The following is a 21,134-nucleotide window of genomic DNA, read 5'->3' on the forward strand; positions in this document are numbered from 1 at the left end:
GATGCCTGCCCTGTTAATGGCTTAACAAGGAAGGGGGCTATTTAAAGGCACAGCGATACCGCATCTCCGGCAGAGCCGGAAATGTTAATAAGGGAATAACGTCTTCCCGCTAATTATTCACATGCGATTACTTCGCAGAGAAAAGCATATTTAAAATATTTTGATAAAGAGGCTCTAATTGTTCAGAGGGTACGTTTAAGGGTGTCAGTCGACGGTAAATAGACCCCTCAATCATTACCGCAGTAATCTCCACGCAGCAGCGAATATGATCATCACTCAGGTGGGGAAACTGTTTTTTCAGGTGTGCGCAGGCATTAGCAAACATCCGCTTTTCCGCTTCGACCAGCATGGCCGCCACCTGGGGATTACGCGTGGCTTCAGCCGACATCTCAAGCATCAGCGCATCGTCATCTTCATTCAGGGTCTGTCGCCAGGCGAGCGCCTGAGGCATCCCCTCGACCAGCGTTTTACCCTGAATCTCTTCGATGCGTGAGTCGATGATACGGCGAATCATCTCTTCAATAATCGCATCTTTGTTACTGAAATAACGGTAGATTTGCCCGACACTGAGCTTTGCCTCACTGGCGATCTGCGACATGCTGGCCGCATGAAAACCGCTGGCGCGAAAGCACTGACGCGCGGCAGCGATGATGTCGTCCTGACGCTGTTTTTGGCGTTCTTCCAGTTTTGTGCTCATCGTCGGTTACCCTATAAAAGTGAGAATGATCGTTCTCATTATACGTTTCAGGTGCGTATTGGAAAGACTTTTTTTAAGTACTTATTGAATGAATATTTCAATGTTTAAAGAATGGAGAAAAAAAGGAGTTTTGATGAAGGAAAGGCTGTGCAATATTAAGATTGCATAGAAAATAAGGAGAAAAATATGCATCTGAGCACGACGGATAACGTCACACACGATGAAAAAGAAGAATTATTAACAGGGCTTCGCGCCTACAACGGACAATTTTTAGATCTCTCAAACTTTAGCGGCGACATTGGCGTTTATGTGCGAGACGATAAGGGCGTGATGCTGGGCGGGTTAATTGGCGTGCGCAAAGGCGACTGGCTAAACATCGATTTTCTGTGGGTCAGCGACACCGTGCGGGGATCGGGCGTCGGTAGCCAGCTTATCAAAACGGCAGAAGACGAAGCCCGACGCAAAGGTTGCACCCACGCGCTGGTGGATACGGTCAGCTTCCAGGCACGTCCATTCTATGAAAAGCAGGGCTATCAGCTGCAGATGTCGTTGCCGGATTACCCGTACCCGGGTATGCAAAGGCATTATCTGACCAAATCCCTTTAACCGCCGATGCCGTTGCCCATCACGGCCAGCGCATGACGCACAATGATCTCTGGCGAGAGGGCGTGTAGCCTCTCGTCGTTGCGCATTCTTGAGAACGGCACCAGCACCAGGCTTAGCAGCGTGGTGAACAGCAGTTCTGGCGCGAGTGCCCGGTTCAGTTGCCCTTCCTGCTGCCAGCGTTTAAGGGTGGCGAGCGTTGCCTGGTATTTGTCGTCACCGAACCGCGCGTGCAGATGCGTGCGCAGTACAGGCATCTCCCCGATGACCTCCTGCATCCACAGCGGGGCAAACCAGCGGTGCTGCTCCGCCAGCTCGGCCAGTACCTTCACCATTTGCGTTAATGCGTTGACCGGCGAGTCGGGGTTTTCGGCGAAAATTGCGCCGATCCGATTACGTAAGGGCAGGAAGCGCTCCTCAATCATCGCGTCGAGCAATTGTTCTCGTGAATTGAAGTAGTAATGCAGCATCGCTGGCGTTACGCCCGCTTCTTTGGCGATGGCGTTCAGCGAGGTTTGAGCGATCCCCTGGCGGGAAAAGAGGCTCAACGCTATATCCAGCAGCTGTTCGCGGCTGGCGGTTGCCCGCTTTCCGCCGCGTGGTCGACCGGGGCGGCGCGGTTCAGAATTGTCCTTATGTGCTGGCATAGTCGCAGGATCTCTTGATCTTATTCATCACTTACTTAAATATTAATTATCCAGTTAATTAATTTCAAGCGATCTCTTATGGAGTCCGACGTAATGACTCAACCTGCGCAAAACGCGCCGTCGATAAAGCTGCTGTTCAGCGCGTTGCTGCTGGTGATGCTGCTTTCGGCGCTGGACCAGACGATTGTTTCCACGGCGTTGCCCACCATCGTTGGGGAACTGGGTGGCCTGGATAAGCTCTCCTGGGTGGTGACGGCCTATATTCTCAGCTCGACCATTGTGGTGCCGCTGTACGGAAAATTCGGCGATCTGTTTGGGCGTAAAATCGTCCTTCAAATCGCTATTGTGCTGTTTCTGGCGGGGTCGGTGCTCTGCGGTCTGGCGCAAAACATGACCCAACTGGTGCTGATGCGCGGCCTGCAGGGGCTGGGCGGCGGCGGTCTGATGGTCATCAGTATGGCCGCCGTGGCGGACGTTATTCCGCCTGCGGAGCGTGGCCGCTATCAGGGGCTGTTTGGCGGCGTGTTTGGTCTGGCGACGGTGATCGGGCCGCTTATCGGCGGGTTTATCGTGCAGCATGCCTCCTGGCGCTGGATTTTTTATATCAACCTGCCGCTCGGTCTCTTTGCCCTGATGGTGATAGGCGCGGTGTTCCACGGCAGCGCACGGCGCAACAAGCACGAAATTGATTATCTGGGGGCGATTTACCTCAGTATGGCGCTGCTGTGTATCATCCTGTTTACCACTGAAGGCGGGACGATACGCCAGTGGAACGACCCGCAGCTGTGGTGCATTCTGGCCTTTGGCCTGACGGGTATCGCCGGGTTTATCTATGAGGAGCGTCTGGCCTGGGAGCCGATCATTCCGCTCTCGCTGTTCCGCGATCGCAGCTTTCTGCTCTGCAGCCTGATTGGCTTTATTATCGGGATGTCGCTCTTTGGCTCGGTCACCTTCCTGCCGCTCTATCTGCAGGTTGTGAAAGACGCCACGCCGACTCAGGCCGGTCTGCAGCTGATCCCGCTGATGGGCGGACTGCTGCTGACCTCGATCATCAGCGGGCGGATTATCAGCCGTACCGGAAAATACCGTCTGTTCCCGATCGCCGGTACGCTGCTTGGCGTGGTGGGCATGGTGTTGCTGACGCGCATCTCGATCCACTCGCCGACCTGGCAGCTGTACATTTTTACCGGCGTGCTGGGGATGGGTCTGGGGCTGGTCATGCAGGTACTGGTGCTGGCCGTGCAGAACAGCGTCTCTGCCGATCAATACGGGGTAGCGACTTCCGGGGTCACGCTGTTTCGTTCCATTGGCGGGGCCATCGGCGTCGCGCTGTTTGGCGCGGTCTTCACCCACGTTTTGCAATCGGGTCTGATGGACCGTTTACCGCAAGGGGCGAAGTTACCGCATGAGCTCAATCCTGCTGCCATTCACCGGCTGCCAGAAGCCCTGCGGCTCGATTACCTGGACGCGTTTGGCTCAGCCATTCACGCGGTGTTCCTGCTGGCGGCAAGCATTATGGTGCTGGCGTTTGTACTGTCGTGGTTTTTACGGGAAACGCCGTTACGCCGTGCGGACATGCTCAGGTCGGATCAATAGCACCCCCGCACATATAACTTATCCGTCTTATTGATGCTTTTTCGTTTTTTAGCCAGCCGTACCGTTGTCGATATAGTCACTGAAACGTTTATCAAAAGGATATGTCTCGTGAAACTTCGATTGGGTGCTCTGGTTCTCGCGGGCCTGCTGCTGGCAGGTTGCGATCAAGGCGGCAGCGATGCCAAACACATAAAAGTCGGCGTGATTAACGGCGCGGAGCAGGACGTGGCGGAAGTCGCTAAAAAAGTGGCGAAAGAGAAATACGGTCTGGATGTGGAACTGGTGGGGTTCAGCGGCTCGCTGTTGCCCAATGATGCCACCAGTCAGGGCGATCTTGATGCCAATGTCTTCCAGCATCGCCCGTTCCTGGCAGAAGATAACAAGGCGCATCACTACAAGCTGGTTGCTGTAGCGAATACCTTTGTTTTTCCGATGGCCGGCTACTCCCGCAAGATCAAATCCGTGTCTGAGCTGAAGGACGGCGCGACCATCGCCATTCCAAACGATCCGACCAACCTTGGCCGCGCACTGCTGCTGTTGCAAAAAGAGAAGCTGATTACCCTGAAGCCGGACGTTGGCCTGCTGCCGACGGCGCTGGATATCACCGCCAATCCGAAGCATTTGAACATCATGGAGCTGGAAGGGGCGCAACTGCCGCGCGTGCTGGATGATCCGAAAGTGGATGTTGCCATTATCAGCACCACCTATCTCCAGCAAACCGGGCTGTCGCCGGTGCATGACAGCGTGTTTATTGAAGATAAAAACTCGCCGTATGTGAACATCGTGGTGACGCGGGAAGACAACAAAGACGCGGAAAACGTGAAGGAATTTATCCAGTCGTATCAGTCGCCGGAAGTGGCGAAGGCCGCAGAGACCCTCTTTAACGGTGGCGCGGTGCCGGGCTGGTAGTCAGGACAAAGGCGTATAACAGGATGTTATACGCCTTACCGGGTTATTTCAGGTTGGCTTTAAAGAATGAGGCCAGTTTTGCAAACGGGATCAGATCCGTGCGGTCATACAGGTCAACGTGGCCCGCATTCGGCACGATATACAGCTCTTTCGGTTCACCGGCGCGTTTATAGGCGTCTTCGCTAAACTCTTTCGAATGCGCTTTATCACCCGTGATAAACAGCATCGGACGCGGTGAAATGGTTTCGATATCGTTGAACGGATAGAAGTTCATAAACTTACCGATGCTGCTCATCATCGGTTTCGTCGTCAGCGCCTCTTTCTCGCCCTGTGGCGTGTACCCGCCGCGTTCGGTGCGATAGAAATCGAAGAACTCACGCTGGATAGCCGGCGTAGAATCATCCAGCTTATTTACCGTCCCGGGAATGTAGGCTGTCTCTGCACCCTGATACTCTTTCAGACGCTGCTCAGCGGCAGAGGCAATCATCGCTTTACGCTGTTCAACCGTCACGGAATGGTTGAGGCCGTTGCGGAAGGCGGAGCCCATGTCATACATGCTGACGGTGGCGATCGCTTTCATGCGCGGGTCAATTTTCGCCGCGCTAATAACGAAGCTGCCGCTGCCGCAAATGCCCAGCACCCCGATGCGCTGCGGATCGACAAAGGCCTGGGTGCTCAGATAATCCACGGCCGCGCTGAAATCATCGGAATAGATTTCTGGTGAGATCAGATGCCCCGGTTTACCTTCGCTTTCCCCCCAGAATGAGAGATCAATCGCCAGGGTGACAAAGCCCTGTTCCGCGAGCTTTTGCGCATAGAGACTGGCGCTTTGCTCTTTCACCGCGCCCATCGGATGGCCGACCACGATCGCCGGCAGTCTGGCGTTTTTATCCGCCTCTTTTGGCCTATACAGATTGCCGACGACGTTCATCTGATACTGGTTTTTAAAGGTCACCTTCTGCTGCGTAACCTTATCGCTTTTATAGAAATTATCTGCGCCCCGGGACATATCGGCAGCGCTGGCGGCGAAGGCGCTGACTAACAGCCCGAGCGCCATGGTGAATCTTCTCATGATTAACTCCTGTGAAGTGTGTCGTTGTGTGAGGTGTAAAACGTGAACATGGCAGCGGCGATAAGCAGTACACCGCTGAGTGCAAAGGTGCTTTGCCAGCCGCTGTGGTCAAAGGCCAGGCCACCGAGCGTGGAGCCGAGCGCAATGGAGAGCTGCACCATCGCCACCATCAGTCCGCCCCCCGCCTCGGCATTTTCAGGAAGCGTTCTGGCAACCCAGGTCCACCAGCCAACGGGGGCGGCCGTCGCGACCAGTCCCCAGAGGCCGAGCAGGGCGGTGACGGCGGCAAGGTGATGGCCGAAGGCCATCAGTGCCGCGGCAATCAGCGCCATCACCACAGGAATGGCGACCAGCGTGGTGTAAAATCCGCGGCGCAGAACCGTGCCGATCAGCAGGGTGCCGATAAAACCCGCCACGCCAATCACCAGCAGGATTAACGATAACTGCGTCGCGCTGGCGAAAGTCACGGTTTCCAGGAACGGACGCACGTAGGTAAACAGCGCGAACTGCCCCATGAAAAAGACGCCGCACGCGACCATTCCTTTTGCCACCAGTGGGGTCTTCAGCAGGCCGAAGGCGCTGGTGGACGACGCGGTGCGCTTTTCCACGGACATGGAAGGCAGGCTGAACCACTGCCAGATAAACGCGAGCAGGCTGACGGGCACCAGGCAGTAAAAGGCACCGCGCCAGCCGATTGTCGCCCCCAGCCAGCTGCCGAGCGGAGCCGCAACGACGGTCGCCAGGGCGTTGCCACCGTTAAAAATGGCCAGCGCACGTTGAACCTGATGCGGTGGCACAAGGCGAATTGCGGTCGCCGCGGAGAGCGACCAGAAGCCGCCAATGGCCACGCCAAGCAGTGCGCGTCCCAGCATATAAAGGGGATAGCTCTCAGCCACGGCGATAATCAGACCGGAGACGGCCATCAATGCCGTCAGGCCCAGCAGCAGCGATTTGCGGTTAATGCCTCCCGCAAGAGAAGAGAGAAACAGGCTGGTCAATACGGCCAGCGCGCCGGATATCGCGATCCCGAGGCCCGCCAGGCCTTCACTGACGGCGAGATCCCGCGAAACGGGCGTCAGCAGACTTACAGGCATAAATTCTGAGGCGACCAGCGTAAAAGCGCAGAGGGTCATTGCCAGCACGCCGCTCCAGCAGGCACGGGACTGGCGCGCTGATGTTTCGTTCACCATAGCGGACATCGTGTTTACCTTGTTATTCGTTCGGCCAGATTCGGACAAGCCGGGGCCGGGCGCTATTCACGGGAATAACGCATGCAGATGAAAGGTTGGAATGTGGTTGACGTCAGGTCACAGTGAAAATTTTACACGGCGGGTGTATTCTGACTAGCTAATCAATGCTTAATGAGCTTATAAGTTTGGCTTATAAATGAGGGTGTGATGAAGCGTAACCTGAACGATCTTTTTGCTTTTGTCACCGTGGCGCGTGAGGGTAGTTTTACCCGTGCCGCGGCACAGTTGGGCGTGACCCAGCCCGCGTTAAGCCAGGCCATAACCGGGCTGGAGAACCGGATGCAGATCCGCCTGCTGACCCGCACCACCCGCAGCGTTTCCCCCACCGCAGCCGGCGAACGCTTGCTCAACGCCATTGGCAACCGTTTCGATGAAATCGAAGCCGAGCTCGACATGTTGACGGAGCTTCGCGACAAGCCCGCCGGCACGGTGAGGATCACCTGTGGACCCGATGTGTTATCGCGCACCCTGTTGCCTAAGTTGACGCCACTTTTGCGTCAATACCCCGACATTCACATCGAGTTCGATGCCAATCACGGTTTTCGCGATATCGTTGCCGACCGCTTCGATGCGGGCGTTCGTATGGGAGATACCATCGATAAAGACATGATCGCGTTGCCGATAGGACCGCAGTTGCGTATGGCCGCGGTCGCCTCGCCGGACTACTTCGCCCGTCATCCTGTTCCGCAAACGCCGCATGAGCTGACGCAGCACCAGTGTATTAACCAGAGGATGATTAAATCCGGTGGGATTTACGTCTGGGATTTTGATCAGGACGGTGGCGATCTGAACGTGCGCGTGAATGGCCAGCTGACCTTTAATACTTCCTGGCATATTGTCGAAGCTGCCCTGGCGGGATTCGGGATTGCTTTCCTGCCCGAAGACGAGTTTGGCGATCATATTGCTGAAGGCCGGTTAATCCGCGTGCTGGAACCCTGGTGTCTGCCCTTCCCGGGGTATTATCTCTACTACCCGAGCCGAAAGCAGCCGTCGCCGGCCTTTTCGCTGGTGGTGGATGCGTTGCGGATGCGATAACGTTGACCCGATTTCATCGATCATCGCCCTGTGGCCCACATTGTTACGCGCGGCATCGGGCTATTCTCCTCTTCACACTATGAGGAGAATACCCATGAAAATCACCCAGATTCGTAATGCCACTCAGCTGATTACCTACGCCGGGAAACGCTTTTTAATCGACCCAATGCTGGCCCCGAAGGGCGCTTATCCGGGCTTCCCCGGCACGGCGCATGCGGAGATCCGCAACCCAATGGTCGAGCTTCCCGTTGACGTCAACACGCTGCTGGAGGCGGATGCCGTGATCGTCACCCATACCCATGACGATCACTGGGATCGCGCCGCAGTCGAACTGATCGGCAAAGATAAACCTGTCTTTGTGCAGAACGACAGCGACGCCGCGCTGCTGCGCAGACAGGGATTTACCCACCTGACGGTGATGACCGAGGAGACGGCGTTTGGCGATATCCGGATCGCGAAAACCCGCGGCGGCCAGCACGGTACCGATCGTGCTTACGCCGTGCCGGAGCTGGCGGAACGGCTGGGTGAAGTCTGTGGCGTGGTTTTACGTCATCCTGATGAGAAGACGCTCTACATTGTCGGGGATACCATCTGGCGTGATGAAGTGGCAGCCGATCTGCAAAAGCATCAGCCGGATGTGGTGGTGCTTAACGCGGGCTATGCTCACGTCATCGGGTTTGGGCCGATTATCATGGGCCAGGAAGATGTGCTCAACGTCCACTTCCTGCTGCCGCAGGCGAAAATTGTGGCGACCCATATGGAGGCCATCAACCACTGCCTGTTGACCCGCCATGCGCTGCGTGAGTACGTTGACGCGAACCTGATTGGTGATGCGGTGAGCATTCCCGAGGATGGTGAAACCGTTATATTCTGAGCATCACCAGGGGAAAGGAGAGATACATGGCGCTAATCAACGTCGCGATTGTTGCGGTAGACGGGTTCAGCCCGTTCCACTACTCCGTTCCCTGCATTTTGTTTGGTGATACGGTATCCGGCAAAAAGCGCTTTAGTGTGTTGATCTGCGCCGAAAAACCGGGATTACTGACATCCACAGACGGGTTTGCGCTTAACGCGACTCACGATTTCTCCGCCATCGGCCAGGCAGATATCGTCGTGGTGCCTTACTGGCAGCATGTCCAGCAACGCCCGCCCCAGACGCTTCTCGACAGCCTGGTCCAGGCCAGAGACAACGGAGCGGAGATCGTCGGGCTTTGTCTGGGGTCGTTTGTGCTGGGTTATGCGGGCATTCTCGACGGTAAACGCGCGGCCACGCACTGGGAGTTTGAACATCAGTTTCAGACGCTTTTCCCGGACGTAAAGCTGGATATCAATGCGCTCTACGTCGATGATGGCAATATCATCACCTCTGCGGGTACCGCTGCCGCGCTTGACTGCTGCCTGTACATCATCCGCCAGCGCTTTGGCAGCGTGGTCGCTAACCAGATTGCCCGCCGTATGATCGTGCCGCCACACCGCGAGGGGGGGCAGGCACAGTTTATTGCCCAGCCGGTACCGAAAGATACCCGTGACGGACGAATCAACTCCCTGATTGACTATCTCCAGCAGCACATTGCCGAACCGCATAATCTGGACTCGCTGGCAGAGGTGGTATCGATGAGCCGCCGCACGCTTACCCGCCATTTTATAAAAGCCACCGGGATGAGCGTGGCCGACTGGCTGACCACCGAGCGCATGCGGCGCAGCCAGATATTGTTAGAAGCCGGGAATATGCCCATTGAAAGCGTGGCAGAGCTGGTAGGGTTTAACTCTGCGGTGACCTGGCGCCAGCAATTTAAGGCGCGTTTTGGCGTGAGTCCGGCAGAATGGCGTAAGACTTTTCGGCTTCGTCATTAATTTATTACTGCTTCCTCGGCGATGCGGCGTTCGATACCCGCTATGTTTCCAACGTAGTGCTCGACCAGACTGATAACCGCTACCTGAACGGTATCGGCTCCGATCTGGATCGGATGCGCTATCTGATGGATAACGCCGCGGCGGCGCAGCAGTCGCTGGGCCTGCAGTTTGGCGTCTCGCTGACTGCGGATCAGATTGCTGCGCTCGACCACAGCTTACTGTGGTGGGAGAAGGACGCTGTCAACGGCGAAACGGCGAAACGGCGAAACGGTGATGGTGCCGAAGCTTTACCTGTCGCCGAAGGACGTTACCGTCAATAACGGCAGCGTGATTGCGGGCAACAACGTCACCCTGAAGGGGGGAAGCATCACCAACAGCAGGCGCTGTGGGGGCGGCATCCGGCGAACTGATTGCGACAGCGATTGCCAGACAGCTCTATCCGGACACAGATCCGTCGACGCTGACGGAAGAGCAGAAGCAGACCGTGAGTACGCTGGCATCTGTTTCAGAGGGCATAGCTGGCGGGCTTGCCGGGGGAAATACGGCTGGTGCGGCGGCCGGGGCCAGTACAGGGAAGAATAGTGTTGAGAATAATTTATTCGGCGGTAGTGAAGAGGCTCAGGCAGCGTGGATACGCCAGCACGGCGTCGATATGGCGACCTGTTCCGATAATCCGAGTGGGGCCGCATGTCAGAAAGCAATGAATGAACGTGATGCCGTAGGGGTGGCGCTTGCAACAGGCAGTGTAGCTCTCTTACCCGGTAGCGCTCAGGTCTTATGGGGATTAGGCGCAGGTGCTAATGCTGGTATCAACTATCTAGCTGATGGAACTATAGACCCAACAACAGCTATTATTGGTGGCTGGGTTAATGTGATCAGTGCCGGAAATGGTATTGGAGGAACAGTTGGCTGGAATGCGGCCGGAGGTGCATTAGGAAACTGGCTTGAAGGTAAAGATCCAATATCTGGTGCGTTAGTAAATGGTGCAGGTTCCGTTGTGGGTTATGGCATTGGCAATGGCCTTAAATGGGGAGTTAACGCTGGTGCGAACTGGTGGAAAGGTGGTTGGGATCCCAAGTTTAACACTGACCTAAGACAGTTTACTGAAGTAAAAGGGGATTATGGTCTTTCAAAAGAAATGAAACCAAGCAATGTGCCAAGCTCAATTGGTGACATTGGTGGTAGTATTTCTTCAGAAGTTGGAGGTAAGTATACAGAGTATAAAATGAAGCAAGTAGGAGATGGTAGATGAAAATACTAAAATATACTCTTCCTCTGGTTTTTTTTATAGTATTTAGTATGGTTTCAATTTTTCTGACAGGGATCGTTTTATATGCATGCGGAGAGGTTTTTTTCTTAGTTTATAAAGGAATACCAATATCTTTTTCACCGAGTATTATTTTGTTTTTAGGTAAAATAAGTATATACATTGGTAGTTTTGCTGGAGTAATGTTATTGATCGCTAACGTGCTAAAAAAATGATAAAATTCGGCAAGTTGTAGCAAAAAATAATGGGCTGGATCTGAGGCATAATTACTGTGATACAACATTCCAGTGTCTTGATTACCCATAAAAAATAAAAATACATATGGTATATCTGAGAAAAGAGTAAAACTAAGATCTCGGTTACTGAACCGGGATCTTAGTCATTCACATATCTTTGGCTGGTCAATACTGACGACGCTCAGCCCTTCAGCCCTTCAGCGCATCCCCGCAGTTCACTGGTGGTTGGTCGAAGGCGTTGTCACTTATTAATCACTCAATTTGATGAAGCAAGAAGACAAAAAACTACCCCAACCTCTCCACCCTCGTCTCCCCCTCCACCATCGACAGTTGATACAGCGAAAACGACCGCTGCTTCTCAATCAAATTCGCCAGCTCCGGCGAGTGGCTGGTGAGCCAGATCTGCGAGTAGCGGCTGGCCTCGGCGATCAAGCTCGCCAGCGCGGGCAGCATCTGCGGGTGCAGGCTGTTTTCCGGTTCGTTCAACGCGATAAAGGCCGGTGGGCGTGGGCTTAACAGCGCTACCGCCAGGCACAGGAAGCGCAGCGTCCCGTCGGAAAACTCTGCGGGTTCCAGCGGCCTGCTCAGCCCCTCGCGCTGCATCATCATGCGAAAACGTCCGCCGGTGTTGTCGCTGTAAAACTCGCAGCCGGGGAAGGCCTGGTCGAGAATGCGCATCAGCAACATTTCATCGCCAATCTCGACAATGGTTTGAAATGCGGCCGCCAGGTTGGCGCCGTCGCTGGCCAGTACCGGGGAGCGGAAACCGACCTGCGGGGCACGCATCGCCGAGCCGGACGAGACGGAAAATTCATGATAAAAGCGCCAGTTACGCAGGGACTCGCGCATCTGCGACACTTCCGGGTAGAGATGCGGTTCGCCGAGCTGCCCGAACACCGATTCGTTTTCATACAGCGTGCCGCTGTGAGTCACTTTTTCGTGGTGCACGTTGTTGAGAAATACCGCCTGATTCCTGCGCTTCATCAGCTGTGATGAAGGGCGACGGCGCTGACCGGTAAGCCAGATGGACTCTTCTTTAATGACCGGATCGAGCTGAAACTGGGAGGGATAGGGCAGTTGCTCGACAAAGCCCACCTGCAGCTCGTACTCGTAAGTGTCCGTTTCCACCGCGAGGTTCATCCGCCGGAGCTGGTCGCTACGGGTCTTACCTGCCCAGAACACCTTCAGAATACCGCCTTCATTTGCCAGCGCCTGGGAGAACTGCCCCTGCGCCGCGCTGTGCATCAGGTGTATCGCCTTGTAGATATTCGATTTCCCGGTACCGTTGGGGCCGAAGACGATATTGAGCGCTTCCAGCTCCAGCGACATGTCGCGAATCGAGCGGTAGTTTTGGATGTGCAGGCTTTTGATCACAGGCAGGCTCCTTTTTTGCACTGTAGGCCTGTATATAATTACAGTCTTTAAGGTTAAATGCAAAAAAAGAGACGACAGTGAGGGTGTCGTCTAAACGGGGTACTGCTTTGGGCCTCTGAGGGTCAATGGGGCCTTCGCATTTTTATGATCACTTGACTGCCAGACGCAGACCCAAATCATCAGGATAGGGATCAAAGTAGTTTTGCGTCATCAGATACCGGTCAGGGTATTCGGCCAGGTAGTGCTTCAGCAGCGTGATCGGCGCGAGGATGGGCAACTGCCCGTTACGGTAGTGCAGGATCACGTCGCGAAGTTCGCCGCGCTGGCGGCTGTTTAGCTGGTTACGGAAATACCCCTGAATATGCATCAACACGTTGGTGTGATTTTTCCGCGAGGCCGGTTTCTTCAGGATGGTCATCAGCTTTTCGCGGTACGCCACAAAGAAGGCGTCCAGATCTTCCCACTCGTGCAGCGTGGCAACGAACGGGCCGATTTCACGATAACCCGCCTGATGGTGCGCCAGCAGCTGAAGTTTGTAGCGGCTGTGGAAGTCCAATAGCGCACGGCGCGTCAGACCCTGGGCGCGCAGTGTGTTCAGTTCATGAAGCGCGAAAACACGCTCAACAAAGTTTTCCCGCAGCACCGGCTCGTGCAGGCGGCCATCTTCTTCCACGGGTAACCACGGCAGGGTTTCAAGGAGGGTGGCAGTGAACAGCCCGACACCCTCCTTGCGGCCCCGGTTGCCGTTTTCATCATACAGCCGCACGCGTTCCATGCCGCAGCTGGGGGATTTTGCACAGACGATAAAGCCCGCCAGATCGCCGATTTTAGGCACATAATCTGCCGTAAAGTCAGCCATCTTTTGCGTAACGTCTTCGTGCGGGGCGTGGCTAAAACGCATCTGTGTTTCACCGCTGTCCGTCACGATAAGACGCAGTGCAGGGCGTGGCGTCGGCAGACCAATGGCCATCTCAGGGCAGACGGGCCTGAAATTCACCCACTGGGCCAGTTCGTCCATGACAAAGCCCATACGCTTATGTCCGCCGTCGAAGCGAACGGCGGAACCGGTCAAACATCCGCTAATACCGATTACAGGTTTCATTGTCATGGTGTGTGTCTCCAGTTCGTATATCTAAAACTTACACAACATGAGTAATTTGTCCAAGTATTGGCGGAGTTATTTTTTATTATCCTTTAAAATCAATACGGCTTAACTGCCCTTGTAGGTCGAGTAGCCGTACTGGCTCAGCAGAAGCGGGATGTGAAGTTTCTCGTTGGTTCGGGTCACGGTAAATAGCACTGGGATCTCCGGGAAGAAGGTGTCCAGCTTTTTGCCGTGGAAGTAATCAGCGGTTTTAAAGGTCACTTTATACACGCCTGGCTGCATGTCCTGATCCTGCGGATAGAGTGATTTGATACGTCCGTCGTGGTCGGTTTTGCCGCTGGCAATCTGGGTCCATGTGTTCTGCTGCTGCTTCTCCAGCGTGACGGTAACGTCAGATGGCGGCATCCCGGTTTGCTGGTCGAGAATATGTACGCTCAGGGTGCCGGCAGGGGCGCTAAAGGCGACAGGGGTAAAGGCCATGGCGGCCAGCATCAGCAGAGGGGTTGTTTTTTTCATTGTGTTTTCCTGTGGGGTTGTCAGTCACAAGAAAACGTTAGCATTTGCGGGACGGAAAAATATTCAACTTTTCGTGAAGTTTACCGCAGGAGAAAATAATCAGAGGATAATCACTTCAAGGGATACCTGCTGCTGCCACTGTGCCACCTGCTTTTTCCGTGCGGCGGTCAGTTTACCGCTGGTCACCAGAAGCCATTTGCGCTCGGGGAAAATCTCAGGCGCCAGTGACGTGGAGGGGGTAGGCAAAATATCGATACGGTGCCCTTGTCCGGTACGCGTCAGGGCCTCGAGCCAGATTTCACACGGGTCATTCAGGTACCAGCCACTGAGCAGGATGTTATCACCCGGCGCTTTTTTGTCGCCCTCAAGGCAGAACGAGGCATAGGCGATGATAATGCCGTCGAGGATCTCGCGCAGGGTCATGGCGGCAGGGATGTTTGCTGACATCTGGCTGCGCAACGGACGCAGCACATTTGCAACCAGCTCTGGCCTGGGGTATTCGCGGCCAGCGTCGTAAATCATCTGGCGCAGGGACTCAATTTTCCCGTCCTGCAGGCGTTGCAGCATGGTCTCAAGCAACGTTTGCCAGTTGTTGGTCCGGCGCGGGACGGGGCGTTCCAGTAGCGGTTTGACCTGGCCGATGGGCACGCCTTTTTTCACCCAGTCGAGGATTTTCAGTGCCTGCTGGACGTCCTCATCACTGTACTGGCGATGGCCGCCCTCCGTGCGCAGTGGCTTGAGTAAACCATAGCGACGCTGCCATGCCCGCAGCGTCGTGGCGGTGATCCCGCTGAGTCTGGCGAATTCGCCGATGGAGTAAGCCATGTCCGTGTCCAGAGTGGAGGAATACTCTCAATATACTACGAATTTTCCCTCACGGGATGAAGCGCCGTAACGGTGCACTACACTTTACTTCCAACCGTGCAAATGAAAGGAATTCTCATGAAACTATGGCCTGTTGTGACGGGTGTCGCCATTGCCCTGACTCTGGTGGCCTGCAAATCCCCTACGCCACCGAAAGGCGTAAAGCCCATTTCAAATTTTGAAGCCAGCCGCTATCTCGGCAAGTGGTATGAAGTTGCCCGCCTGGAAAACCGCTTCGAACGCGGGCTGGAGCAGGTGACCGCCACCTACGGCGAGCGCAGCGACGGTGGCATCAGCGTGCTTAACCGGGGTTTCGACCCGGTCAAAAACAAGTGGAATGAGAGTGAAGGCAAAGCGTACTTTACCGGCGAACCGACGACGGCAGCGCTGAAGGTGTCGTTCTTCGGCCCCTTCTACGGCGGCTATAACGTGATCAAGCTGGACGATAAGTACCAGTATGCGCTGGTGAGCGGGCCGAACCGCGACTATCTGTGGATCCTGTCTCGTACGCCGACGATTCCGGATGCCGTGAAGCAGGACTACCTGAATACCGCACGCAGTCTGGGCTTCAAGGTTGATCAGCTGGTGTGGGTTAAGCAGTGAAGATCGTGCTTTCTTCGTAGGGTTTTACTGGCTCGCCTGGATAGACTTCCGTTAAAAGCTCAACGGGAGACGACGACATGAACTGGCAGCCTTTTCGCGGCGACGCACCGGAAAATATGACCATTTTCAGTGCGTCATTTCCGGATATTAGCGACCAGTGGCCGATGAAGGACGACACTGCCCGTGAGATCAATTCGATTAATCGGGCGTTGAAAGCCGACCCGGCGCTTCGTCCTCCGTTGATTGAATACGAAGAGGGGGGACAGGCCGTGCTTGTCCCACAGAACCGTTATTCCGGGCAAGCCTACCGCAATCGTCCGGCGCTCACCGCGTGGCGTACCCGGCTGGTTCCCTCTGCGCTGGCGCTTTTTGTGGTGCAAAACCCGCTGGAGGAGCGCCTGCCAGACGGAACCCGAATGGACAGCGACAGCCGCCAGTGGTTTATCCATGCGAACGATGCCATTGGTGTGCGCTCCCGTGCAAAAGTACTGGCTGCGATGGTGGATAAATACATCCGCAACGGGAACGATAACAATTGGGTGAGCCTGGCGAGCGGGGCTGCAATTCCCGTGCTGGAGGCGCTGCGCGAGGCGAAGCTCGACGGCCAGCAGGTGTATCTGACGCTGGTGGATAAAGACCCTGTGGCGCTCAGTTGGGCCGAAACCATGGCGGCGCAGGAAGGCATTATCGTGGGTGAACAGCTGACCCTGCTCAGGCGCAACTTGCTCCATACGCTGGTGCGTAACGAAGATTTATTGCATGAGCTGGGCGAGCATCAGGCCGAACTGGTGGATGCGCTGGGGATTTTCGACTATTTCAACGATGCCGATGCGGTGATTTTTCTCCAGCGTGCGCTGCGGCTGATAAAGCCCGGCGGGGCGGTGATTGTCTCGAATATGCTGGCCAGCAGCCCACAAATCGATTTTATTTTGCGCTGTATCGGCTGGGAGGATATTTATCCGCGGACGCTCCGGCAGCTGCAGGATATTCATATCGCGGCAGGCGTGCCGGTGGAAAATGTCACCGTGGTGGTCCCGAAAGACGGGGTATATGCGGTGATGGAGATTAAGGTGGGGGATGACAAACCGCACGGTCAGTTCCCTCTCCCGGAGGGGGAGGGCTAGGGTGAGGGGGACAGGGCGCTAGAATATTTACCGTTCCTCAGTTGTTCGGTTTACCCGAACAACTACCATGAAGGATTAGCTGGTTTCTTTATTCTCAATGTCTGTTGGGGATTCTTGCTTTTCATGCTCTATCTGCTGACCAGTCTCCTGAACCAACTTCCGGGCCATTTCCTTGATACGCTCTCGACTTTCACAGGTTCGAGAGTTTATTACTTCATTTAAGGTCTTCATTTTATTGCCTCCATGCTTCTGGATACTTGATTTAATCGCTGCGCTCTATAATGATCCCCCTCATGAAAATAGATACTGCACACCCCTCACACTTCGAACGCCTGGTCGCGATCTGGGAGTCTTCCATTCGTGCCACCCACCACTTTTTACAGGAAAGCGATATTGCGGCCCTGCGCCCGTTATTGCTCAATGCCTATCTGCCCAATCTCAAGGTTATGATTGCCCGCGATGAAGCGGGTGTTATTCATGGCTTTTTAGGCGTGGATGAAAACCGCATTGAAATGCTGTTTGTGGATGATGCGAGCCGGGGAAAAGGTGTGGGGAAATTACTGCTGAACTATGCCATTGCGCATTTTGGTGCGAATGAAGTGGATGTAAACGAGCAAAACCCGCAGGGCGTTGCGTTTTATCAGCATATGGGGTTTGTGCAGGTGGGGCGCTCAGAACGCGACGGACAGGGGAATGCGTTTCCGTTGTTGCATATGAAGCTCCGGGATTAGCGCTTAGCCTGCTTATCCCATTTTACTAAGCCGATGATATCTTTCTCTCCTTCGGCTTCTTTCAGCAGGCGCTGTTTTTTTTCAAACGCCATGTATTCTGAGCATGCCTTTTCATCAGCCGCTTTCTTACTGATTTTACCTGCCCCTTCTAAAACGTCCCGGTCGTTAAATTGCAGGAACTGATCGAGTTTGGTTTGCCAGTCTCGTAAAAATATCTGCTTGCGGCGTTTGGCCTGATCTTCGGCAAAATCGAGCCACATATTCACGACGCGATTTAGTTCGCTTACTTCATCTTGCGACAGATAATTTTTAGCGGTGGTGACATCGCTTTTGCTGACTTCTTCGCCTTTATAGCTGGTCAGTCCCATATGCGGTTGAGTGGCGTCTGCACGTTGGTGAATCAACTCAGCAGCGGTATGACCCGTGCAGGCAAAATGCAGTTTATTCTGGATGGTCTGGAAGAATTGTGTGGTTTCTTTAAGCGATGGTTGGTAATCAGCGGCTAACGCAAAAATCTCCTTCACGCGGAGATACACCCGGCGTTCGCTGGCTCGAATGTCGCGAATGCGTTCCAGCATTTCATCGAAATAGTCAGGTATGGCGGATGATCCGACAGGCGGATTCTTCAGGCGCTCGTCGTCCATAACGAAGCCTTTTACCAGATATTCCTGGAGCGTTTGGGTAGCCCACTGGCGGAATTGGATGCCGCGAGGCGAACGAACACGGTACCCCACAGCAAGTATTGCTTCGAGGGTGTAGTGATCTATCTCTCTGGACACATTACGTTTTCCTTCCTGGCGAACTATCCGGAATTTCCGGATAGTTGAATGTTGATCAATTTCGCCCTCGGAAAATATATTCATAAGATGCTCATTGATGGTTCGAACATCTTTACCGTACAGATCGGCCATTGCTGCCTGGGATAACCAGATTGTGTCTGATTCGAAGCGACATTCGACACGTACTCTTCCGTCACCGCTGGCAAACATAATAAATTCGCCTACCGGAGATTGGATTACGTCTTTATCTACCATGTCGCCTCCACACCTTCAACGTCTAACGCTATAAGCACGTAGTATGCCAGAAACAACTGCTAAGCCAGGTGGTTTGTATTTGATTTTGCGAGGAGCTTTCCAGGAAATTGAGTTTTAATCGCGGCAAGCGCTTCCTCTATCTGAATAAGCTTTGCCTTCGTCCGTTTGTAATCATCCTGCAACCTTTGCTCCTGCTCGTTATAAGCCATCAGAACGATGCACCCTTTCATGACCTTTACCGTGACCTGCTTTCCGGTATCAAAACCCGCGGCACGTAGCCATTTGCCGGAAAGGATAATTTTCGGCGTGGATTTGTCGAAAACATTCGGACGATATCCCACAATTAACGAACGCTCGGTTCCGGACTGGTCGGTGTCTGGGTTAGAATGCGAATCAGCCATAATCAACTCCTTGATAGTTGGTGAGGTTAGACGCTCCGGTTGTGTTCCCGCACATCGGGGCGTTGCAAAGACAGGAGGTATAGGTGGCCTCCTATGTGTGAGAATAAATGGATAGGTGGCGTCATGTCAATCATATCGCGCGAAAAAAAACCAAAAGGCGGCGGACAGTCTCCGCAATTTAAGATGCGTATTGATCCGGCATTGAAGGAACAGTTGGATGCTGTAGCGGCTGAGGAAGGAGTGAGTCTCGCCAGCTGGCTGAAGGAACTGGCGAGGGATGCATTGAGATCTAAAGGAATTGAACCTAACGGTTAGAGATAATATTCAAAAATTCAATCATCATTAAAGCCTATAATGTGAAACTCTGCGCCTGAAGATTTTATTGCATTGTCGGAACTAACTAACAGTACGTCTAATTGTCTTTTGATATTATTATTATGTGATTTCAAATAATAGCTCTTAGTTGTATGGGGCTGTATAACTATCACACGGGTTTTTATTTTATTAGGGTTGGCGTTTAAAGTTGTAAGTTTATTTAAAAAATCAGAAGATTGTATTAATTTGTTTTCATGCCAACACATTTTATTTTTAGAATTAGTAGCCCTTTCAGTTAGATCCTGAATGAGGTTTTTACGATTTGAGTATCTAAGGTTTTTTACTGCTTGACTCAAAACAATATCATGAGCACCAACAGATATTCTTCTACCACTGCTAATACTATTGGCTGCTTTTATATGAATCAGAGATACTATAGTCGTCCCAAGATACTCATCGATATGAATAAAATCTGCTTTTTCTCCCGCGCCATCGTCGCAATATAACCAACCTGTAGGTTTTTCAGTAGTATTGAAATTTTCGTAAGTATTCCAACGACTATTCCATCTATTCCTTACCCAGCAAAAAAGAGAATCCTGCATTCCTATCATGCTTAAATCGAGTTTTTCTGACACTAAAGGTTTCTCTTTACAGATATCAAATTTCTCGAAGTCAGCCCAAATGAACCTATTATATTCAACATCTTTATAATCGGTTTTAAAAATCCATGTATTTACTATCGCATGACCGGACTCATACCAACACTTAATTAATTCAGGGTATTTAAGAATCTTAGCGTAATTATTGAGTATATCTTTTTTTTGTGGAATTGGATGGAGGCTACAAATCTCAAAAGAAACTTCATATTCTTTTATTATTAACTTTACGCTAATATCGCCGCAATGAACATTTTCATAAAAAACTTTCAGTGAAAAGGATGAGTTTATGTTAGGCGAGATTTCAGTCTTATATTTCTTGGAAATCTTTCTTAGTAATTCAGATTTTGTAATGCTCATTTCGTAAGGAACGAAATCGGGATCAAGCACGGAAAAATCATAAGCATCTTTTACGCCTGTTAACTCATTTATTGGGCTAGCTAAAATGCCTATTGGCGAAAGGTTGTTTTGGTCGTTAGAGTTTAGCATGTCCAATATTTCGATAACATTTTTTTCAAAAGTTTCCCAATCTTTACATGGACCTTTCCAAATAGATGACTTAAAGGGATTTAGCCCTATTGTTTTATTATTGATACCAATTTCGGTTCGCACAGCAGACATCATGTAAGATTGATCCTCTAAAGGATCTAAAGATTCTGCTACACTATTGCCGCCCAATACTTTTGAATCAGCCTTAAAAGTATTCTTTCCATGTATGCCTAACAACCATAACATCTTGATATTATCTTCATTAATAAATAAGTGATTTAATTTAGATATTTCAACAGGATGTAAGTATGGCAGTGATGTGCTTTTAAAATACTCCCTTATCGAGTCTTTCATTCCTTTTTCTGAAAAATAAAATGCCACATAACTACCAAGGTTAAAAGTCAAAGCAACATGATTTTCTGTATCATGAATATCATTTCTGCTGGTCCAGCTTGGGATTTTTTTTATAGAGTAAGGAGAAATAAATAGTGTAGAATCCTTAATTAGTTCAGTTGATAATGGATATTTTAATATATCTCCTTCATTATAAATTTTAGTATCTATAATTTGCATTATAGATTCATGTATAAATTTAGGCGTGTAGTTTGATTTATTAAAACCAACTAAAACAGAGAAAAAAGGCGAAAGATGTTCCTTTTGAATATCGTTCATAACGATCTCATTAATTATAGGAAGTGGGAAATGAGATGTATATATGAATTTTTAGAATGATCTAGTGATGTCCATCACATATGA

The 21,134-nt window shown here is 52.3% G+C and carries 22 protein-coding genes and 2 pseudogenes; 12 read left to right on the top strand and 12 right to left on the bottom strand.

Going from position 1 to position 21,134, the window contains the following annotated elements; translation table 11 throughout:
• Positions 1-127: 127 nt before the first annotated feature.
• Complete coding sequence (locus BH714_RS15455) at positions 128-697, bottom strand: TetR/AcrR family transcriptional regulator (RefSeq protein ID WP_014168015.1); 570 nt, start codon at positions 695-697, stop codon at positions 128-130.
• A gap of 186 nt (positions 698-883) precedes the next feature.
• Between BH714_RS15455 and BH714_RS15460 the strand changes: the two genes are divergently transcribed.
• On the top strand, positions 884-1,303 hold the full coding sequence (locus tag BH714_RS15460) for a GNAT family N-acetyltransferase (protein WP_014168016.1): 420 nt from the start codon (positions 884-886) through the stop codon (positions 1,301-1,303).
• Here the strand turns inward: BH714_RS15460 and BH714_RS15465 are convergent.
• Positions 1,300-1,947, bottom strand: a complete 648-nt coding sequence (locus tag BH714_RS15465) for a TetR/AcrR family transcriptional regulator (protein ID WP_025206509.1) — start codon at positions 1,945-1,947, stop codon at positions 1,300-1,302. The two genes, BH714_RS15460 and BH714_RS15465, sit on opposite strands and share 4 nt — an antisense overlap.
• Positions 1,948-2,025: 78 nt before the next feature.
• Between BH714_RS15465 and BH714_RS15470 the strand changes: the two genes are divergently transcribed.
• Both BH714_RS15470 and nlpA read left to right on the top strand, forming a co-directional pair.
• The gene (locus BH714_RS15470; protein WP_040018358.1) at positions 2,026-3,543 is read left to right on the top strand and encodes an MDR family MFS transporter; all 1,518 of its coding nucleotides are present in this window, start codon (positions 2,026-2,028) and stop codon (positions 3,541-3,543) included.
• A gap of 108 nt (positions 3,544-3,651) precedes the next feature.
• On the top strand, positions 3,652-4,452 hold the full coding sequence (gene nlpA, locus BH714_RS15475; protein ID WP_020882712.1) for a lipoprotein NlpA: 801 nt from the start codon (positions 3,652-3,654) through the stop codon (positions 4,450-4,452).
• A gap of 43 nt (positions 4,453-4,495) precedes the next feature.
• Here the strand turns inward: nlpA and BH714_RS15480 are convergent, their stop codons facing one another.
• Complete coding sequence (locus tag BH714_RS15480; protein WP_040018359.1) at positions 4,496-5,524, bottom strand: alpha/beta hydrolase; 1,029 nt, start codon at positions 5,522-5,524, stop codon at positions 4,496-4,498.
• A 2-nt stretch (positions 5,525-5,526) separates the two neighbouring features.
• Positions 5,527-6,723: an MFS transporter gene (locus BH714_RS15485; RefSeq protein WP_040018360.1), complete on the bottom strand. Its 1,197-nt coding sequence runs from the start codon at positions 6,721-6,723 to the stop codon at positions 5,527-5,529.
• A 198-nt stretch (positions 6,724-6,921) separates the two neighbouring features.
• Here BH714_RS15485 and BH714_RS15490 point away from each other — a divergent pair, with 198 nt between their 5' ends.
• The 5 genes and pseudogenes from BH714_RS15490 to BH714_RS15510 all read left to right on the top strand — a co-directional run.
• Positions 6,922-7,809: a LysR family transcriptional regulator gene (locus BH714_RS15490; protein ID WP_020882709.1), complete on the top strand. Its 888-nt coding sequence runs from the start codon at positions 6,922-6,924 to the stop codon at positions 7,807-7,809.
• Positions 7,810-7,903: 94 nt separating this feature from the next.
• Positions 7,904-8,683: an MBL fold metallo-hydrolase gene (locus tag BH714_RS15495; RefSeq protein ID WP_040018361.1), complete on the top strand. Its 780-nt coding sequence runs from the start codon at positions 7,904-7,906 to the stop codon at positions 8,681-8,683.
• A gap of 26 nt (positions 8,684-8,709) precedes the next feature.
• Positions 8,710-9,663 carry a GlxA family transcriptional regulator gene (locus tag BH714_RS15500; protein ID WP_040018362.1) on the top strand — a complete coding sequence of 318 codons (954 nt, stop codon included), beginning with the start codon at positions 8,710-8,712 and terminating at the stop codon, positions 9,661-9,663.
• A 5-nt stretch (positions 9,664-9,668) separates the two neighbouring features.
• A pseudogene (locus BH714_RS15505) lies at positions 9,669-10,041 on the top strand (hypothetical protein); the annotation flags it as partial.
• Positions 10,040-10,915, top strand: a pseudogene (locus BH714_RS15510) (VENN motif pre-toxin domain-containing protein); the annotation flags it as partial. The pseudogenes BH714_RS15505 and BH714_RS15510, both read left to right, overlap by 2 nt.
• A 536-nt stretch (positions 10,916-11,451) precedes the next feature.
• Here the strand turns inward: BH714_RS15510 and BH714_RS15520 are convergent.
• The 4 genes from BH714_RS15520 to BH714_RS15535 form a co-directional block, all read right to left on the bottom strand.
• On the bottom strand, positions 11,452-12,540 hold the full coding sequence (locus BH714_RS15520; RefSeq protein WP_040018364.1) for an AAA family ATPase: 1,089 nt from the start codon (positions 12,538-12,540) through the stop codon (positions 11,452-11,454).
• A 148-nt stretch (positions 12,541-12,688) separates the two neighbouring features.
• On the bottom strand, positions 12,689-13,648 hold the full coding sequence (locus BH714_RS15525; protein ID WP_040018365.1) for a YbgA family protein: 960 nt from the start codon (positions 13,646-13,648) through the stop codon (positions 12,689-12,691).
• A gap of 102 nt (positions 13,649-13,750) precedes the next feature.
• Positions 13,751-14,161 (bottom strand): hydroxyisourate hydrolase, encoded by a 411-nt coding sequence (uraH, locus tag BH714_RS15530; RefSeq protein WP_040018366.1) that lies wholly within the window; start codon positions 14,159-14,161, stop codon positions 13,751-13,753.
• A 99-nt stretch (positions 14,162-14,260) separates the two neighbouring features.
• A complete protein-coding gene (locus BH714_RS15535; RefSeq protein WP_040018367.1) occupies positions 14,261-14,986 on the bottom strand; it encodes a MerR family transcriptional regulator in 726 nt (241 codons plus the stop codon).
• A gap of 117 nt (positions 14,987-15,103) precedes the next feature.
• Here BH714_RS15535 and BH714_RS15540 point away from each other — a divergent pair, with 117 nt between their 5' ends.
• Positions 15,104-15,628 carry a lipocalin family protein gene (locus BH714_RS15540; RefSeq protein WP_020882704.1) on the top strand — a complete coding sequence of 175 codons (525 nt, stop codon included), beginning with the start codon at positions 15,104-15,106 and terminating at the stop codon, positions 15,626-15,628.
• Positions 15,629-15,705: 77 nt separating this feature from the next.
• A complete protein-coding gene (locus BH714_RS15545; RefSeq protein ID WP_040018368.1) occupies positions 15,706-16,752 on the top strand; it encodes a class I SAM-dependent methyltransferase in 1,047 nt (348 codons plus the stop codon).
• Between the two features lie 75 nt (positions 16,753-16,827).
• Here BH714_RS15545 and BH714_RS24110 read toward each other — a convergent pair whose 3' ends face one another.
• Positions 16,828-16,983 (bottom strand): hypothetical protein, encoded by a 156-nt coding sequence (locus BH714_RS24110; RefSeq protein ID WP_153852750.1) that lies wholly within the window; start codon positions 16,981-16,983, stop codon positions 16,828-16,830.
• 62 nt (positions 16,984-17,045) lie between these two features.
• Here BH714_RS24110 and BH714_RS15550 point away from each other — a divergent pair, with 62 nt between their 5' ends.
• Positions 17,046-17,483, top strand: a complete 438-nt coding sequence (locus tag BH714_RS15550) for a GNAT family N-acetyltransferase (RefSeq protein WP_040018369.1) — start codon at positions 17,046-17,048, stop codon at positions 17,481-17,483.
• Here the strand turns inward: BH714_RS15550 and BH714_RS15555 are convergent.
• Positions 17,480-18,517 (bottom strand): virulence RhuM family protein, encoded by a 1,038-nt coding sequence (locus tag BH714_RS15555; protein WP_040018370.1) that lies wholly within the window; start codon positions 18,515-18,517, stop codon positions 17,480-17,482. The two genes, BH714_RS15550 and BH714_RS15555, sit on opposite strands and share 4 nt — an antisense overlap.
• A gap of 59 nt (positions 18,518-18,576) precedes the next feature.
• Positions 18,577-18,918: a SymE family type I addiction module toxin gene (locus tag BH714_RS15560; RefSeq protein WP_040018371.1), complete on the bottom strand. Its 342-nt coding sequence runs from the start codon at positions 18,916-18,918 to the stop codon at positions 18,577-18,579.
• A 123-nt stretch (positions 18,919-19,041) separates the two neighbouring features.
• Here BH714_RS15560 and BH714_RS15565 point away from each other — a divergent pair, with 123 nt between their 5' ends.
• Positions 19,042-19,233, top strand: coding sequence for a toxin-antitoxin system HicB family antitoxin (locus BH714_RS15565; RefSeq protein ID WP_040019068.1), 192 nt, complete (start codon positions 19,042-19,044; stop codon positions 19,231-19,233).
• Between the two features lie 17 nt (positions 19,234-19,250).
• Here BH714_RS15565 and BH714_RS15570 read toward each other — a convergent pair whose 3' ends face one another.
• On the bottom strand, positions 19,251-21,050 hold the full coding sequence (locus BH714_RS15570) for a hypothetical protein (protein ID WP_040018373.1): 1,800 nt from the start codon (positions 21,048-21,050) through the stop codon (positions 19,251-19,253).
• Positions 21,051-21,134 lie beyond the last annotated feature (84 nt).

The organism is Enterobacter ludwigii (assembly GCF_001750725.1).
Lineage (GTDB): Bacteria > Pseudomonadota > Gammaproteobacteria > Enterobacterales > Enterobacteriaceae > Enterobacter > Enterobacter ludwigii.

Coding starts and splice junctions, on each gene's coding strand:
- BH714_RS15455 (WP_014168015.1), bottom strand. CDS start 697: ATGAGCACAAAACTGGAAGAACGCCAAAAACAGCGTCAGGACGACATC.
- BH714_RS15460 (WP_014168016.1), top strand. CDS start 884: ATGCATCTGAGCACGACGGATAACGTCACACACGATGAAAAAGAAGAA.
- BH714_RS15465 (WP_025206509.1), bottom strand. CDS start 1,947: ATGCCAGCACATAAGGACAATTCTGAACCGCGCCGCCCCGGTCGACCA.
- BH714_RS15470 (WP_040018358.1), top strand. CDS start 2,026: ATGGAGTCCGACGTAATGACTCAACCTGCGCAAAACGCGCCGTCGATA.
- BH714_RS15480 (WP_040018359.1), bottom strand. CDS start 5,524: ATGAGAAGATTCACCATGGCGCTCGGGCTGTTAGTCAGCGCCTTCGCC.
- BH714_RS15485 (WP_040018360.1), bottom strand. CDS start 6,723: ATGTCCGCTATGGTGAACGAAACATCAGCGCGCCAGTCCCGTGCCTGC.
- BH714_RS15490 (WP_020882709.1), top strand. CDS start 6,922: ATGAAGCGTAACCTGAACGATCTTTTTGCTTTTGTCACCGTGGCGCGT.
- BH714_RS15495 (WP_040018361.1), top strand. CDS start 7,904: ATGAAAATCACCCAGATTCGTAATGCCACTCAGCTGATTACCTACGCC.
- BH714_RS15500 (WP_040018362.1), top strand. CDS start 8,710: ATGGCGCTAATCAACGTCGCGATTGTTGCGGTAGACGGGTTCAGCCCG.
- BH714_RS15525 (WP_040018365.1), bottom strand. CDS start 13,648: ATGACAATGAAACCTGTAATCGGTATTAGCGGATGTTTGACCGGTTCC.
- uraH (WP_040018366.1), bottom strand. CDS start 14,161: ATGAAAAAAACAACCCCTCTGCTGATGCTGGCCGCCATGGCCTTTACC.
- BH714_RS15535 (WP_040018367.1), bottom strand. CDS start 14,986: ATGGCTTACTCCATCGGCGAATTCGCCAGACTCAGCGGGATCACCGCC.
- BH714_RS15540 (WP_020882704.1), top strand. CDS start 15,104: ATGAAACTATGGCCTGTTGTGACGGGTGTCGCCATTGCCCTGACTCTG.
- BH714_RS15545 (WP_040018368.1), top strand. CDS start 15,706: ATGAACTGGCAGCCTTTTCGCGGCGACGCACCGGAAAATATGACCATT.
- BH714_RS24110 (WP_153852750.1), bottom strand. CDS start 16,983: ATGAAGACCTTAAATGAAGTAATAAACTCTCGAACCTGTGAAAGTCGA.
- BH714_RS15550 (WP_040018369.1), top strand. CDS start 17,046: ATGAAAATAGATACTGCACACCCCTCACACTTCGAACGCCTGGTCGCG.
- BH714_RS15555 (WP_040018370.1), bottom strand. CDS start 18,517: ATGGTAGATAAAGACGTAATCCAATCTCCGGTAGGCGAATTTATTATG.
- BH714_RS15560 (WP_040018371.1), bottom strand. CDS start 18,918: ATGGCTGATTCGCATTCTAACCCAGACACCGACCAGTCCGGAACCGAG.
- BH714_RS15565 (WP_040019068.1), top strand. CDS start 19,042: ATGTCAATCATATCGCGCGAAAAAAAACCAAAAGGCGGCGGACAGTCT.
- BH714_RS15570 (WP_040018373.1), bottom strand. CDS start 21,050: ATGAACGATATTCAAAAGGAACATCTTTCGCCTTTTTTCTCTGTTTTA.